Consider the following 14,956-nt stretch of genomic DNA (forward strand, 5'->3'; position numbering starts at 1 on the left):
TCATATTATAACATGTAAATAGCCAGAAACCTTCATAATTCTTCATCCAGTGTTTTTCTTATACAGTTCTAATTTTTAGCAGTATACTTGTACAGAAGATAATTTTTGGTATTAGGAGGAGTTATTCATGCATAAGGAATTAACATTTGATCAATTAGATAGTTTTTCAAAAAAATGGCGTGAAAATCCAGATAAATTGGTATTTCAAGCTAGCATTATGAAAAATGGGATTAAAGCCGCTACTGAGAATCCAGCTTCCAAAATTAGCATTCAACCCGTTTTTTCTCATGAGGTTGCTACAGATAAAGTTTCCAATCAACAGCAAAGTGGTAGATGTTGGATGTTTGCAGCATTAAATACGTTTCGTCACAAATTGAACGGAACGCTTGGTTTAAAGGATTTTGAGCTATCACAGAATTATACTAATTTTTGGGACAAACTAGAGAAAGCCAATTATTTTTTAGAAAATATTATTGAAACAGCAAATAAGGATGAGGATAGTCGCTTAGTTTCATGGTTGTTAGATACACCACAACAAGATGGTGGCCAGTGGGATATGTTAGTTTCGATTATTGAAAAATATGGGGTGGTTCCTAAATCTGCCATGCCTGAAACATTCCAGAGTAGCAAGTCGGCAGATTTAAACCATTTATTGAATGAGAGACTTCGTACGGATGCGGTTATTTTGAGAAAGGCTGTCAATGACAAGAAAGATACTGCCAGCTTGAAAGAAGAAATGCTTGCTGAGGTTTATCAACTCTTGGTTATGACGCTTGGTGAGCCGCCGAAAGTATTTGATTTTGAATATCGAAATAAGGACAATGAATTTAAGCAAGATTTGCAAATTACTCCTAAAGATTTTTATGAACGTTATGTAGATATGGATTTGAAAGATTATATTCCGCTTATTAATGCGCCGACTAAGGATAAACCTTTTAATCAGGCTTTCACGGTCGATTATTTGGGGAATATTGTCAACGGAGCGCCTATTAAGTATTTGAATGTGGAAATGGATGTATTAAAAAAAGCTGCCGCAGATCAAATCAAAGATGGCGAGACTGTTTGGTTTGGCTGTGATGTTGGTCAGCTTTCGGAAAAAACTACTGGTATTATGGATACGGATATTTTCTTGTTTAATCAAACTTTTGGATTTAAAACGGCTATGACGAAAGCAGAGCGCCTTGATTATAAACACAGTATGCTCACACATGCGATGGTTCTAACTGGAGTAAATATTGCCGGTGGTGAGGTAAATCGCTGGAAAGTGGAAAATAGTTGGGGAGAATCGATTGGTAACAAAGGCTATTTCGTTGCTAGTGATGCTTGGATGGATGAATTTACATTCCAAGTAGTTGTTCATAAAAAATATTTATCTAAAGAATTACTCGAAGCCTTTCTTAAAGAGCCAATTGCATTAAAACCTTGGGATCCAATGGGCTCGCTGGCACTTTAAATCGTAAATTCTGAAATGATTTTTATGTCGTTCATTTGAAAAAGAGCTGCTGCTACGCCGGTACCGTCTTTTATTTTTCCGGAGAAGGTGCCGTCGTAAATAGCACAGCTACCGCAAGATGGGCTTTTTTCCTTCATAATTATTTGTGTAATTCCGAGTTCTTTCATTTTAGCTAGAGTGAGGCTCGCTCCGTTTTTGTATTCTTCTGTTACATCTGTTCCCTGATTATCCACGACCTTGGCACGGCCTAACCAGACATCTTTACCGTCTCCGCCTACTATCTCTGCTGGAAACCTCGGTGTTGGCAGTCCACCTATAACTTCTGGGCAAAAAGGAATTGCTTCGCCATTTTCAACCATTTGCTTTATTTTAATAATTTCTTTATCTTTTCCATCATATCTACAGGCAATTCCCGCTAAACAAGCGCTTACTGCTATCATTTGGCTTTTCCCCCTTTATTTATGTTTCATTTTAACATAAAAAGCTGCCACCATTTATAGGCGACAGCTCAGTAATCATTAGATGTTTTGGTATGCTACGGCAATTTGTGTGCCGATTAATGCATTGTGTTTTACAAGTTCGATGTTGGCTTCAAGGCTCTTACCATCAGTTAACTCTTTTACTTTTCCAAGTAGGAATGGTGTCACGTCTTTTCCGTGGACGTGATTTTCTTCTGCTTCTTTAAGGGCTGTTTGGATTACATCGTTAATTACTTTTTCATCCATGGCGAATTCTTCTGGAATTGGGTTTGTAATTACTGCGCCGCCTTCGATTTGAAGATCCCATTTTGCTTTAAGAGATTCTGCAATCACTTCTGGAGTATCGGCACGTAAAGTTAATTCTACATCACTTGAACGTGTGTAGAATGCAGGAAGTACGTCTGTTTGGTAACCAATTACTGGAACGCCTTTTGTTTCTAAGTATTCCATTGTTAAGTTTAAGTCTAGGATTGATTTAGCTCCGGCACAAACGACAGCAACATTTGTTTTTGCTAATTCTTCTAAGTCTGCTGAAACGTCCATTGTTGTTTCGGCACCACGATGAACGCCGCCGATTCCGCCAGTTACGAAGATACCAATTTCGGCTAGTTCAGCACAAATCATTGTTGCTGCTACGGTTGTTGCTCCAAGTTGTTTTGTTGCAATAAGATAGCCGATATCGCGACGAGAAACTTTTGCTACATTGCTGCTTTTAGCAAATAATTCTAGTTCTTCATCTGAAAGACCGATTTTAATTTTCCCATCGATTAAAGCGATTGTTGCTGGTACTGCGCCGTTATCGCGGATGATTTGTTCTACGTCACGCGCCATTTCCACGTTTTGCGGGTATGGCATGCCGTGCGAGATAATAGTAGATTCTAGAGCAACGATTGCTTTTCCTTCTGCTTTTGCTTGTTTTACTTCTTCGGATAATGATAGATAATTTTTCATTTGAATTCCTCCAGGTCTTTTTGTAGTTGGGATGTCGATAAATTTTGACGAACGGTATACTCAGATTCGAGTGTTCGTGCAGCATTTACGCTTCCCGCTTTTAAAATTTCTTGTAACGCTTTTCCTTCTAACCATGCGTAGATAACTGCGGAACAAAATGCGTCTCCTGCTCCTGTAACGTCGATAATATTTTCAATAACAATCGCTGGTTCAAAAATGATACCCTCAGCTTGGTTTGCTGCAACCGCACCTTTACTGCCATTCGTGACAATGACGTTTTTCACGCCTAAGTCTAGCCATTTTTGTGCAGCTAAGCGCCAGTCTTCGTCACTTTCGATTGTCATTCCTAGGTGTGTTTCGGATTCATCTCGGTTGCAAATTAGCCAGGTCACGTGATCAAGCCGTTCTGGTAAATGAGACATTTTGGGTGAAGATACGGGAACTAGCACTAACGGGATGGAGTTAATCTCGGCGAAACTCCCAAGATATTCTAAGGTTTCTTTCGGACAATTTAAATCAGCAATGATGGCGCTCGCTTGACTTAGCAAGCCTTCATTTTTTGCGAGTACGTCCGGAGTTAGGTGATCGTATGCATCCATGTCCGCGAGTGCAACGAGCAAATCTCCATTGTTTTCGAGTACCGCTGTATAAGAACCTGTTGCGATGCTTGGAAATGCCGTGACATAATCTAAGTTCATATATGTATTACTGGCATTTTTGACAGCTTCCCAATCGGAGTCTGTTCCACAAGCAGTGAGTAATATAACTTCTTTTCCAAGGCGACCGAGGTTTTCCCCGACGTTTCTAGCAACTCCGCCAGCGCTTTGTGTTGAGCGCACTGGATTTGATGTAGCTAGTTGAGCCTTGTCTTTAATGTAAAACTTCCGATCGACGTTTGCTCCACCTATACAAACAATTTGTTTTGCTTCATTTAAGATATAGGCTTTTCCTAAAATACGACCTTTTTTAATAAGGCCAGAAATAAGGTTTGCTACTGTCGGTCTTGATAAATCAAGGATATCAGCAAGTTCTTGTTGAGAAATGTAAGGATTTTTACGGATGGAATTGAATATTATCTCTTCCTTTTCGTTCATTTTCGCTTTATTATTCTCCACGATATAATGCACCTCCATTCCAAACTTTTGTTTTGATTTCAAACACATGTTTATTATATATGTAAATGCTTTCTTTTGCAAACTAAAAAAGAAAATCTCCTTCTTTTTAGGAAGAAAATTTTCTTTTAGGATTATTTGTTTTGAAGGATAGCGAGTTCAGTTTCAGTCAATGGGCGGTATTCTCCGAGTTCAAGTGACTCGTCTAATTGTAAATTCCCCATTGAAATTCGTTTTAAATAACTAACTGTTTTCCCTCGAGCAGCGAACATTCTTTTGACTTGATGGAATTTACCTTCTTGGATAGTTACTTTTATTTCGTTTGGCGTGATAATTTCTAGGCGTGCTGGTTTGCAAGTATAGCCGTCGTCGAGTTCGATTCCTGCTGTAAAAGCTTCTACGTCGTCCGCTGTGACATCACCATCAATTTTTGCATAGTAGGTTTTATCAATATGTTTTTTAGGTGATAGTAAATTGTGAGCGAGTGTGCCGTCATTCGTGATAATAAGCAAGCCTTCTGTATCTTTGTCTAACCTGCCGACCGGAAAAGGATCAGTGAGGGTGTCTTCTTGGGCGAGCAAATCGATGACGGTTTCTGACACGTTATCCTCGGTCGCGCTCACGACATTTTGCGGTTTATGAAGCATAAAATATACAAATTCTTGGTAAATAACTGGAGTTCCGTGGACGGTTATTTGGTCCTTCTCTGGATTTACTTGGGTTTTGCTATCTTTTTGGATTGTGCCATTAACGACAACTGCCCCGGATTTAAGTAGTGGTTTCACTTCTCTGCGACTCCCGAAACCTGTATGTGACAATAATTTATCTAAGCGCATGGGTTGGCTCCTTTTTTCTTTTATTGTAACAAAAAAACGAAGCTTCCTCAAAGGCGCTCCGTTTTCTTCCTATTATTTAGTTTCAACAGCTTGTTTATTTTGAGGTATTTTTAAGCCAAGGTTTCCTCTTAATGTCGCGGCTGGATATTCATTTCGGTATAAACCACGACTTTGTAAAAGTGGAATAACTTGTTCAACAAAAGTTTCAAATGTTCCTGGGATATCAGATGCAATAATAAAACCGTCAGCGGCCTCGTTTTGAAACCAAACTTCGATTAAATCAGCAACTTGTTCTTTTGTTCCGATAAAAGGTGTTTTCGGTGTTGCCGCTTCAGTCGCTACTTGGCGAAGGGTTAAATGGCGTTCTTTGGCTTCTTTTTTGATTCGGTCAGTCGTACTTTGAAAAGCATTTTTGCCAATGTCGCCAAGATCTGGGAAAGGAGCATCCACATCAAATTGACTTAAATCATAGTCATCGAAGTAGCGCGCGAGATAGGTGACGGCGTTTTCGATTGGAATAAGATTGGCAAATTCGGTATATTTTGCTTCCGCTTCTTCCAAAGTATCGGCAACTATCGGGCTAATTCCCGGGAAAATCCGGATTTCTGCTGCATTTCTGCCAGCTTTTTCGGCGCGTGCTTTTACATCTCGATAAAATTCGACAGCTTCTTCCAACGAATCTGAATGAGTGAAAATAGCTTCCGCGTTTTGCGCTGCGAAATCACGTCCTGTACTTGAGGCTCCTGCTTGGAAAACAACTGGTTCACCTTGTTTTGAGCGCCCTATATTTAACGGACCTTCTACTTGAAAATAATCACCTTGATGATTTAAGCGATGCAATTTTTCTGGATTAAAGAATTCGCCGGTTTCTTTATTATAGGTGAACGCATCTTCTTCCCACGAGTTCCAGAGCCCGCGGACAACTTGTAAATGTTCTGCCGCAATGGTGTAACGATCGCTGTGGGTTGGGAGATTTTTCTTGCTATGGTTTCGCGCCGCACCTTCTTGTGGGGAAGTAACTAAATTCCAACCTGCTCGCCCGCCACTAATATGATCGAGTGAAGAAAGTTGTCGTGCGAGCGTGAATGGTTCTGTAAATGAGGTCGAAAAAGTCCCGACGAGTCCGATGTTTTCGGTCGACTCAGCTAATGCCGATAAAATTGTAATCGGTTCAAAACGATTAAGAAAATGTGGAATAGATTTTTCGGAAATAAAAAGACCATCTGCAATAAATACAAAGCTAAATAATCCTTGTTCTGCAATTTTGGCACGCGTTTTATAAAAATCTAAATCGGTACTTGCCGCCGGATTGATATCTGGATGGCGCCAACCATCTGTTGTGCCACCAACGCCGTGAATAATTGCACCAAACTGAATTGTTTCTTTTCTAGTCATTTTACTTCCTCCTTTTCTAATAATGCTTTTTCTAAATGCTCGATACCGATTTCAGTTACTGCTTGGTAAGTACCCTTTTCAATGTTGCCGATTTCTACGACCGGGACATGGCGGATGCCGTACTTGGCTTGCAGCACTTCGCGTAAATAGTCATGCTCTGTCACGTCGATATCTTGAAACACGATGTTTTGCTCGGTTAAATAATCTTTCACATCTTTACAATAGTGACACCCTACTTTACTCCAAACAACGACATTAGCCATGGACAACTTCCTCCTTGATCGATTCACTTAATAATTGATATGAATAACGCTTGATTTCAGTTGATTTGATTGGTGTTAAAATGACAAAATCTTGGATATTATATTTTTCTGAAAGTCGCTTAATCTCTCCTCCGACTTCTTGTTTCGTTCCCGTTATTGCGCCAATTCGCTGGGTAATGAACCGGTACGATTGATCAATATCTTTCACATAGGCTTCGGCTTGTTCGCGTGATCCTAAATTAACTCTGCGCCCATCGGCAAGCTCCACTTTAATTGACTCTCGTTCTGGAATATGGCGATCTGCTGCGCTTTTGGTTTCAGCGACCACGACAATTGGCGCTAATTGAAAACTCGCATCTTGGTTAATTTGAAATTGATCAAAGGTCACGCGCGCTTCTTTTAAAACTGATTCTTCTCCATTAATAAAATAAGCAAACACAAAGGAAATACCAAGTTCCGCTGCCTGTTTGGCACTCGCTACACTTCCTCCAAGCAAAAAGATTTCCGGATTGGTTTCTGGAAGTGGTTTTGCTTCGATAGTTGTGGTTGATTTATGCGAGATAAGCTCGACTAATTCTTCCAATTTAGCATCGAAGGTTCGGACTGGTTTGGCGAAGTCTTTTTGGAGAGCATCGGTTGCCGGCTGGAAACCACCGGGAGCTTTCCCAACACCAAGCGAAATCCGGCCTGGCGCTAAGTTTTCAAGCACATGAAATTGCTCGGCGACTTTATACGGACTATAATGTTGCAGCATCACACCGCCAGACGCGAGCTTAATCGAGTTCGTTTTTGCAGCAATATATCCTAAAAGCACTTCTGGCGCGGCTCCAGCTATTTCGTCTGAGTTATGATGTTCAGCAACCCAAAAACGATGGAAACCAAGTTGTTCCGCGAGTTGCGCAAGTTCTACGGTATTTTGCAAAGTTTCACTTGGGTTCTCGCCAGGATTAATAATGCTTTGGTCCAAAATGCTAAATCGAATAGTCATATGACACGCTCCTTCTTCACTTCTTTAATTTCATATAAATAATCCGCTGAAACTCGGTGTAAAAAGCGTTTAGTTCGCTCTTCTTTTGTATGATTAAACACTTCGTCAGGCGTGCCTTGTTCGACAATTAAACCGCCATCCATGAAAACGACTTGATCCGCGACTCGTTTCGCGAACTCCATTTCATGCGTAACGACAATCATCGTTGCACCGGCCCGCGCAATCTCTAACATTACTTCTAAAACTTCACCGACAAGCTCCGGATCAAGTGCAGCGGTTGGTTCATCAAATAAAATTACATCTGGATTAATCGCGAGCGCCCGCGCAATGCCGACTCGTTGTTTTTGTCCACCGGAAAGTTGGGAAGGATACGCGCTAAATTTATCCGCCAATCCTACTTTAGTAAGTTCTCGTTCCGCAATTTCGCGTGCTACTTTTTTAGGGATTTTTCTCGCTACCGTGAGTCCTTCCATCACATTTTGAATGACCGTTTTATGCGAAAAGAGATTATATTGTTGAAAAACCATCGCGGTATTTTTTCGTAGTTGCAATATTTCTTTTTTGCTTGGTTTTTTGCAGTTAATTATTTGGTCATGCATCGAAATTTCGCCATTTTCGGGTCGTTCCAGTAAGTTTAGGCAACGTAAAAAGGTTGTTTTCCCAGAGCCACTTGGACCGAGAATCGTTACTACTTCGCCCTTTTTCACAGTTAAATCAATTCCTTTTAAAACCTGGTTTTCGCCAAAGCTCTTTTGAATATTTTTAATGGTAATCATACTGCCCCTCCTTGATATTTAGCGATATTCTTTTCCAAAATGTAATTAATTGCTTCAATCAACATAGTTAGAAACCAATAAATCAGTGCGGCGCCGATAAATGCTTCGAGAAAGGCGTAATTATCTGATGCTACAATCGTTGCCATTCCAGTGATTTCCGGTACTGCGACGATAGCTGCGATCGATGTTGTATGTAAAAATCCGATGCACAAATTTGTAAAATTCGGCAGGGCAATCATAAAGGCTTGCGGCAACAAGACTTTGCGAATCGCTTGACCATGCGTATATCCCATTGAATAAGCTGCTTCCATTTGACCAATATCAACTGCGATAATTCCAGAGCGCAAAATCTCTGTTAAGTAAGCTCCCGCCGTAAAGGAAAGCGCGATAATCACAAAAACCACGACCGGAATTTTATTTGCAGATATTCCTAAATCAAATGACTTACTCAAAAAATCAACAATCAGCGGAATTCCTAAGTAAATCAGCATAATATGCAAAATTGCTGGCGTACTTCGAAAAAAGGAAACATAAAACTTAGCAATCGGTTCTAAAAAACGGACATGATACATCCGGATAAGCGTAATGCCAATTGCGATAATAAAACCGAACAATATCGGAAAGAAGGTCATCGCAAGAGTTAGCGGTATCGTTTTTAGCATCGCCATTACGGCTGTTCCAATAAAAGGCACATCAAGCGGCATCCTCATCTCTCCTTTACAGTTCTATATCGAAAATACTCGTAAATCTAGTGTTTTCCTTTTTAACCCGTTTTTCAATCCATTTGAAGGAGTATTCAAGTAGCACGGCTGTGATATAGTAAATAATCGAGAGCGAAATATAGACTTCCAGCGCATGATTACTCAGCGTTATTAGGGTTTGCCCTCTTCCAGACATATCCATCACCCCGATTGAAAAAGCGAGCGACGTATCTTTCAAATATCCAATCACTAAATTCCCGAAATTCGGTAACGCTTGATACAAAGCTTGCGGTAAAATAATTCTCAAAAATGTCTGGCGTCCATTCAGCCCAACACTATAAGCCGCTTCCGCCTGCCCAGCATCCACACTATTTACTCCAGCGCGAATCACTTCCGCAATCGTTGCCGCGCTACTTAATGCGTAGGTTGCAATTGCGGCATAAAGTGGATCCATTTGCGATAAATCAATCCCAAAAACGCTGGAAAGTGCGGGGATTCCGTAGAAAACAATAAATAATTGCACCATAATCGGCGTTCCACGGAAAAACGAAATATACACTCGGGCAAATTGATTCAAAACCGGAATCTTATAAATCCGTGGTAAAGATAATATGACACCGAGTATAAATCCAAAAATAAGCGAGAGTGCCAAAATATACAACGTAATTGGTAAATAACCAGCTAGCGTCGGAATAAAATCAGCAATCATTTTCACATCGAACGCTTTATCCATTTTAATGGCACCCTCTCTCTTTTAATATTGTTCTTTTGAATAATCCGCACCAAGCCATTTTTCACTTAGTTTTTTAAGCGTCCCGTCATCAATAATAGATTGAAGCGCCTTATCTACGTCTTTGCTCAGTTTTGTTTCATTTTTTCCAAGCATGAAATATACTTTCGCGTTGGATAAAACATCGCCAACTACTTTTTCTTTGATGGCACTTGTTTTGTTTTGGAAATCAACTGCGAAAGGCGTGGAAATAGTTGCATCCGCCCGGCCGGTTTTTAGTTGATTGGCTGTATCATTAGAACCTTGCCCTTCATAAGCAATCTCAAAATTATTGCCTTGTTCTTCATTAATTTTCTTTAATATGAGTGCGCCGTTCGAAGTTGCACTTGTGATAACGCGCTTCCCAGCTAAATCTTTGGTACTATTAATGCTGTTATTACTATCTAATACCGTCAACTGCAATGGAAAATTATTATACGCGACATCATTAAACAAAAATTTCTTCTCACGCTCTTTACTTTTTTCCATTTGATGCGCGACAATATCTACTTTTCCAGCACCAAGGCTAACGAGTAAATTGGAGAAATCCATCGTTTTAAATTTGAACTTATAGCCTGGCAAACGTTTATCGATTTCTTTTACTAGTTCGACATCATAGCCAGTTAATTTACCATTTTCATCTAAAAAGCAGACGTTTGGAAATTGCGTCCCTGTCCCGACCGTAATGGTTTGTACTTTTTCATTGGCTGCTTCTGGTTCATCTCCCGCCCCACATGCGCTTAATGTTAATGCAGCTGTAAGAGCCAGTGCTAAAATCCCATATTTCTTTTTCATCCTTTTTCCCCCTTTTTATGTCCAGCTAGGTATTCCAAGCAATGTGGCGTCAAATTTTTCTGGAATTAAGATTTTTCGCATCATCACGCCCACATCGCCGTCTTCTTCGTGTTCAAAATAAACTTCATAACCGCGGCGCAAATACATATCAAGCAGCCACGGGTGTTTTCTGGCAGATGTCCCAAGTGTAAGTGCCGGAGCTTTCAGCGTATCGCGGAGTACTCGCTCCTCCACATACGTTAATAATTTATCGCCAATCCCTTGTCCCGCAAGATCTGGTGCTGTTGCAAACCACCAAACAAAGGGATATTTTGAAGGTGGCGAATTGCTCTCCCACGGAAAACGAACAGTTATTGTAGAAATTAATTTGCCATTTCGCTCTAAAACAAATGCAGAAGAATTAACAATATTTTCTGTTACCATCGCCAAATCAGCATTAGTAGAAGGCCAATCAATTCCCAGTTCTTTCACTGACTGAAAAGCACTCGACAACAATTCTAAAAACTCCGGCGCATCTTCCACAGTCGCCACTCTAAAAATATCTTCTGTCATTTTCCGTTCTCCTCCCTACACTTCCACTGAATTTTGATTTAATAATGAAATAAATTGGCTTAAAGCAAGATCTAACCGTTCTTTCGCCGACGCTTCAATTTCATAAAGCCCATCCCCGAGCCGTTCAATTTGCTTATCGACTGTAAACTGACCTTTTAATATCGTTTCAGCCCCAAGTTCTTTTAAAACCGGATCCAGCGCATATTGCAGTGCCAGCAAGTGACCACCAGACCCGCCAAGCCCTAGTGGCAAAACGACTTTCCCTTTCAAAGCTTTGAGTGGCAAAAGGTCCAGATAGGCTTTTAACACACCCGAGTAAGCTGCTTTAAAAATCGGTGTTGCGATAATCACACCAGAACTACTCGCCACTTCACTATTCGCGAATTGAATATCCGGATGTGTGAAATCAGCTGTTACTAAAGCTTCTGCCTGGATTTTATGCACTTCAATAATTTGAACTTCCGTACCATTATTTACTAATTCATTTGCTGCTAGTTGGATTAAACCTGTAAGTCGAGATTCCGTTTTGATTCCCCCAGCAATAATCGTCACTTTTCCCATCAAATCGCCCCTTTTAATTCGCATCAACTTACTTGGTTTTTAGATATTAGATATACTATAAAGTAAAAGATTCTGTTTGGCTAATCAAAAAAACTAATGGCTAACCACAGTAATACTAATACTTCGACCTCAATCCGCATTATTCCTATGAATTTTATCAGATTAATAAATTGCTTCTACCAATTTTACGGTGTATACTGTTAGAAATATCAAAAAACTCCAATATGAAGGGGGAATTATATTGGAATTTAGGACCATTAAAACTTTTTATACGGTGGTTAATACGGGAAGTTTTCAGCGCGCAGCAGAAGTATTAAATTATTCGCAACCGACCATTTCGATGCGCATTAAACAGCTCGAACAAGATTTGGATGTTCAGTTATTTGAACGTGGCAAAACATTGAAACTAACGCACGCAGGTAGATTGTTTTATGAAAGAGCGGGCCAACTAATCGCCCAATATGAAGTACTCGACCACACGATATTCGACTTAAAAAATGGCAATGCCGGTCTTATCAAAGTAGGTATATCCGAGCCTAGCGCCAGTCTCGTTTTACCGCGAATTTTAAAACAATTTTTAGCAGACTTTCCAAAACTCATGGTGAATGTGGCGGTGGACGATGCCAACACCTGTAGCCAGAAATTAATTGACGGGGAAATTGATTTTGCGATTTGCGGGGAGCCTGAGCTGATTTTGGAGAACTTTTACTTTCCATTTTTCCATGATACGTTAGATTTAATTGTTTCAGAAAACCATCCTTTGGCTTCGCGGACTTCGGTAGAATTGCTTGATTTACGTGATGAATGCTTTATTTTCACCCCAGCAAACTGCCCGATTCGTATTCAAATTGAACAACATTTAAAACGCGCCATTGGTAGTGATTATAAAAAAATGGAGCTCACAAGTAGTATGTCTCATAAGTATTTTGTCCGTGAAAATGTAGGCGTCTCTATCTTTACTAGCACCGCACACTCAGAACTAATTGATGGAACGGTCCGCATTCCCATTGAAAATTTGCCGATTTCACCACCAATCGGCCTGTTAACTAATCAAAAAGAAAAAGATTTTGATAGTACGACGAAAGAATTTATTGACCGCATTATTTATTATTTTGATGATAAAAAAAGACAGCTAGACTAAAAAATTAGTCTAGCTGTTTTTTCATTTCACTTGAGCTGTCATCCAAGTTAATAATCGAGTATCGTTGCCTTTATAATTAATAATAATCGCGGAACTAACCTCACCTTTATCAATCACTTGCGTTACTGGTGTAGTATTCTTACTCGTTATTTTTTCTCCATTATCAGACCCACTGCAAAAACCGCTAAAATCATCATTAAAAAACGAAGAGGATTTCTCCTCTTCATTTTTACCACTCTAATTGGAAACTAGATTCAATTGCTAGCAAGTTGTCCCGATAGACTTTCATCTCTTTTCGAGTAATCTGCCCCTTTTCAAAGTAGCGTTGAATAGTTTCACGTTCAATTTGAGAAGCTAGATCGATAGTTGTTTGTAATTCCTCATCGTCGCTCTCTTTTTTATTTTTTCTAAAACCTAACGCTCGCTCAAAATTCATTAAATAAAGAGAAATAATTTCCGGGTTAAATTCAGTGGTGTTTAGTTCTTGTAGTTTTTGGATCACAAATTGATTATTTTCATTTTGTAGTTTAGCGCGCTCCTTCCTGCGCTCTTCAAAAGAAAGTGGCACAATACGGAAATCACGAAAGCTATGACTTAAAAGCTGACGGTATCTTATTCTTGCCCGATATTTCTCTGCTCTTGTTTGGACATAAAGTCGTTTTCCAAGGCGCATCATCAATGATAACCCAACGCCGGTATCAATTTTTCGTTCAAAAACTAACCTTCTAGTATTTTCAAGTTGCCATTCTTGTGTTAACCTCCGAAGCTCTTTCTCGGTAGCACTCACTTCTTTATGCTCCATCAAAGAAAAAATTCGGTCATTATACATATTTAATACTTTATTCATTTCAACTGTGTTTTCATCTGTTTTATAGGCTTGTAGTTGCTTCACGATATCTCGAAGTAGCGCGATGTCTGTCGTATGATCCGCCGTCACTACATCTTTTTTCGCTGCAAAAAGTGGTAACGTGAAATTGGCCAAAAGTAGCGTCGTAATAATGACTCCAGCAGCAATAAAAATCAGCAAATCCCGTTCAGGAAAAGCATCGCCATTTCCAAGCACAAACGGTAAAGAAAGCGCACTGACTAAGGTTATCGTTCCACGGACACCTGCCACAGTATATAAAAAAGTATTTTTCAATCTACTAACTAAATCAACTTTCGGATTTTCCTCGTAATTACGGAAGAATAAAATCCATAAAAAGCGAAGACCTAACAGTAAAGCGGTAATTCCCAAAATATACACAAACAGCATACTTTTATGTATACTTGCATCTTGCCAAATTGCCGTCATAATTTGCGGCAACTGTGTCCCAAGTAAAACGAACACCAACCCATTTAAACTAAAAATTATCACTGACCAAGTATTCTTAGAAAGCAAGTTCAATTGGGCAATTTCAGGGTTCATTTTTTTATAACTAAGTGAATGCACCATTCCACCACTAACTACAGCTAAAATTCCGTTCACACCAACTTTTTCCGCCACCATAAAAATTAAAAATGGCAACAAAATTTCCATTAGCATAAAAGAAGTCATATTTTCGATTCCTAGCTGGCGTAATCCCCGCATAAGCCCAATTTTTAGCACACTTAACACCGCTCCAAGCGCAATCCCACCAAGCGACAGCAGTAAAAAGCTCGTTCCCGCTGACATAAACGAGAAGGTTCCAGTTACAAGCGCCAAGACTGCAAATTGAAATGAAACTAGTCCAGAAGCGTCATTGATAAGCGATTCGCCTTCCAAAATATGCATAATTTTATGTGGCACCCGCACCTTTTCAGCTAGCGCACCGACCGCAACTGCATCCGTTGGCGCCAGTGCCGCAGCTAGCGCAAACGCGGCCGCAAAAGGTATCGCCGGAATTAAGTAATGAATAAACGCCCCTAAAATCCCAACCGTTACAAACACTAACCCGATTGATAGCGATAAAATAGCCTTACGATTTTTCCATAATGATTTTTTATCCGTACTCGCACCATCATTAAAAAGTATTGGTGCCATAAACAGTAACAAAAACAGCTCCGGATTTAAATCCATTGTATGTTCTCCAAGTGGAATTGCTAAAATAATCCCTAGCAACACCTGAATTAAAGGCACCGCAATACTCGGCAAAAATCGACTCAACACATTAGATAAAAACACTGCACTCAACATTAATAAAATCAGTTCAAATATCTCCATTA

Annotated in this window: 16 protein-coding genes; 2 read left to right on the forward strand and 14 right to left on the reverse strand. The window is 39.8% G+C overall.

What is annotated here, in order from left to right:
* Window positions 1-127: 127 nt before the first annotated feature.
* Window positions 128-1,453: an aminopeptidase C gene (gene pepC, locus HCX62_RS09610; RefSeq protein ID WP_185638774.1), complete on the forward strand. Its 1,326-nt coding sequence runs from the start codon at window positions 128-130 to the stop codon at window positions 1,451-1,453.
* Here the strand turns inward: pepC and HCX62_RS09615 are convergent.
* The 13 genes from HCX62_RS09615 to ssuE all read right to left on the reverse strand — a co-directional run bounded on the left by HCX62_RS09615 (window position 1,450) and on the right by ssuE (window position 11,631).
* Complete coding sequence (locus tag HCX62_RS09615; RefSeq protein WP_185638775.1) at window positions 1,450-1,893, reverse strand: 2-thiouracil desulfurase family protein; 444 nt, start codon at window positions 1,891-1,893, stop codon at window positions 1,450-1,452. The two genes, pepC and HCX62_RS09615, sit on opposite strands and share 4 nt — an antisense overlap.
* Before the next feature lie 78 nt (window positions 1,894-1,971).
* On the reverse strand, window positions 1,972-2,883 hold the full coding sequence (locus HCX62_RS09620) for a pseudouridine-5'-phosphate glycosidase (protein ID WP_185638777.1): 912 nt from the start codon (window positions 2,881-2,883) through the stop codon (window positions 1,972-1,974).
* Complete coding sequence (locus tag HCX62_RS09625; protein ID WP_185638789.1) at window positions 2,880-3,998, reverse strand: carbohydrate kinase; 1,119 nt, start codon at window positions 3,996-3,998, stop codon at window positions 2,880-2,882. The genes HCX62_RS09620 and HCX62_RS09625 overlap by 4 nt, the downstream gene beginning before the upstream one ends.
* 131 nt (window positions 3,999-4,129) lie before the next feature.
* Window positions 4,130-4,831, reverse strand: a complete 702-nt coding sequence (locus tag HCX62_RS09630; RefSeq protein WP_185638791.1) for a pseudouridine synthase — start codon at window positions 4,829-4,831, stop codon at window positions 4,130-4,132.
* A 72-nt stretch (window positions 4,832-4,903) separates the two neighbouring features.
* Window positions 4,904-6,226, reverse strand: a complete 1,323-nt coding sequence (locus HCX62_RS09635; protein ID WP_185638794.1) for an LLM class flavin-dependent oxidoreductase — start codon at window positions 6,224-6,226, stop codon at window positions 4,904-4,906.
* The gene (locus HCX62_RS09640; protein WP_185638796.1) at window positions 6,223-6,489 is read right to left on the reverse strand and encodes a glutaredoxin family protein; all 267 of its coding nucleotides are present in this window, start codon (window positions 6,487-6,489) and stop codon (window positions 6,223-6,225) included. The genes HCX62_RS09635 and HCX62_RS09640 overlap by 4 nt, the downstream gene beginning before the upstream one ends.
* Entirely contained in the window at window positions 6,482-7,477 is a 996-nt protein-coding gene (locus tag HCX62_RS09645) for an LLM class flavin-dependent oxidoreductase (RefSeq protein WP_185638798.1), read from the reverse strand. The genes HCX62_RS09640 and HCX62_RS09645 overlap by 8 nt, the downstream gene beginning before the upstream one ends.
* Window positions 7,474-8,253: an amino acid ABC transporter ATP-binding protein gene (locus HCX62_RS09650; RefSeq protein WP_185638800.1), complete on the reverse strand. Its 780-nt coding sequence runs from the start codon at window positions 8,251-8,253 to the stop codon at window positions 7,474-7,476. Before HCX62_RS09650 ends, HCX62_RS09645 begins: the two co-directional genes overlap by 4 nt.
* Complete coding sequence (locus HCX62_RS09655) at window positions 8,250-8,957, reverse strand: amino acid ABC transporter permease (RefSeq protein WP_185638802.1); 708 nt, start codon at window positions 8,955-8,957, stop codon at window positions 8,250-8,252. The genes HCX62_RS09650 and HCX62_RS09655 overlap by 4 nt, the downstream gene beginning before the upstream one ends.
* A gap of 13 nt (window positions 8,958-8,970) precedes the next feature.
* A complete protein-coding gene (locus HCX62_RS09660; protein ID WP_008948594.1) occupies window positions 8,971-9,687 on the reverse strand; it encodes an amino acid ABC transporter permease in 717 nt (238 codons plus the stop codon).
* 21 nt (window positions 9,688-9,708) lie between these two features.
* The gene (locus tag HCX62_RS09665) at window positions 9,709-10,518 is read right to left on the reverse strand and encodes an amino acid ABC transporter substrate-binding protein (RefSeq protein ID WP_185638805.1); all 810 of its coding nucleotides are present in this window, start codon (window positions 10,516-10,518) and stop codon (window positions 9,709-9,711) included.
* A gap of 15 nt (window positions 10,519-10,533) precedes the next feature.
* Complete coding sequence (locus HCX62_RS09670; RefSeq protein ID WP_185638807.1) at window positions 10,534-11,070, reverse strand: GNAT family N-acetyltransferase; 537 nt, start codon at window positions 11,068-11,070, stop codon at window positions 10,534-10,536.
* 15 nt (window positions 11,071-11,085) lie between these two features.
* Window positions 11,086-11,631: an NADPH-dependent FMN reductase gene (ssuE, locus tag HCX62_RS09675; RefSeq protein ID WP_185638809.1), complete on the reverse strand. Its 546-nt coding sequence runs from the start codon at window positions 11,629-11,631 to the stop codon at window positions 11,086-11,088.
* Between the two features lie 241 nt (window positions 11,632-11,872).
* On the opposite strand from ssuE, the gene HCX62_RS09680 reads away from it, so the two are divergent.
* Window positions 11,873-12,772: a LysR family transcriptional regulator gene (locus HCX62_RS09680; RefSeq protein WP_185638811.1), complete on the forward strand. Its 900-nt coding sequence runs from the start codon at window positions 11,873-11,875 to the stop codon at window positions 12,770-12,772.
* 229 nt (window positions 12,773-13,001) lie between these two features.
* Here the strand turns inward: HCX62_RS09680 and HCX62_RS09685 are convergent, their stop codons facing one another.
* Entirely contained in the window at window positions 13,002-14,954 is a 1,953-nt protein-coding gene (locus tag HCX62_RS09685) for a cation:proton antiporter (RefSeq protein WP_185638863.1), read from the reverse strand.
* Between the last annotated feature and the right edge of the window lie 2 nt (window positions 14,955-14,956).

This window comes from Listeria swaminathanii, from assembly GCF_014229645.1.
GTDB classification, from domain to species: Bacteria; Bacillota; Bacilli; order Lactobacillales; family Listeriaceae; genus Listeria; species Listeria swaminathanii.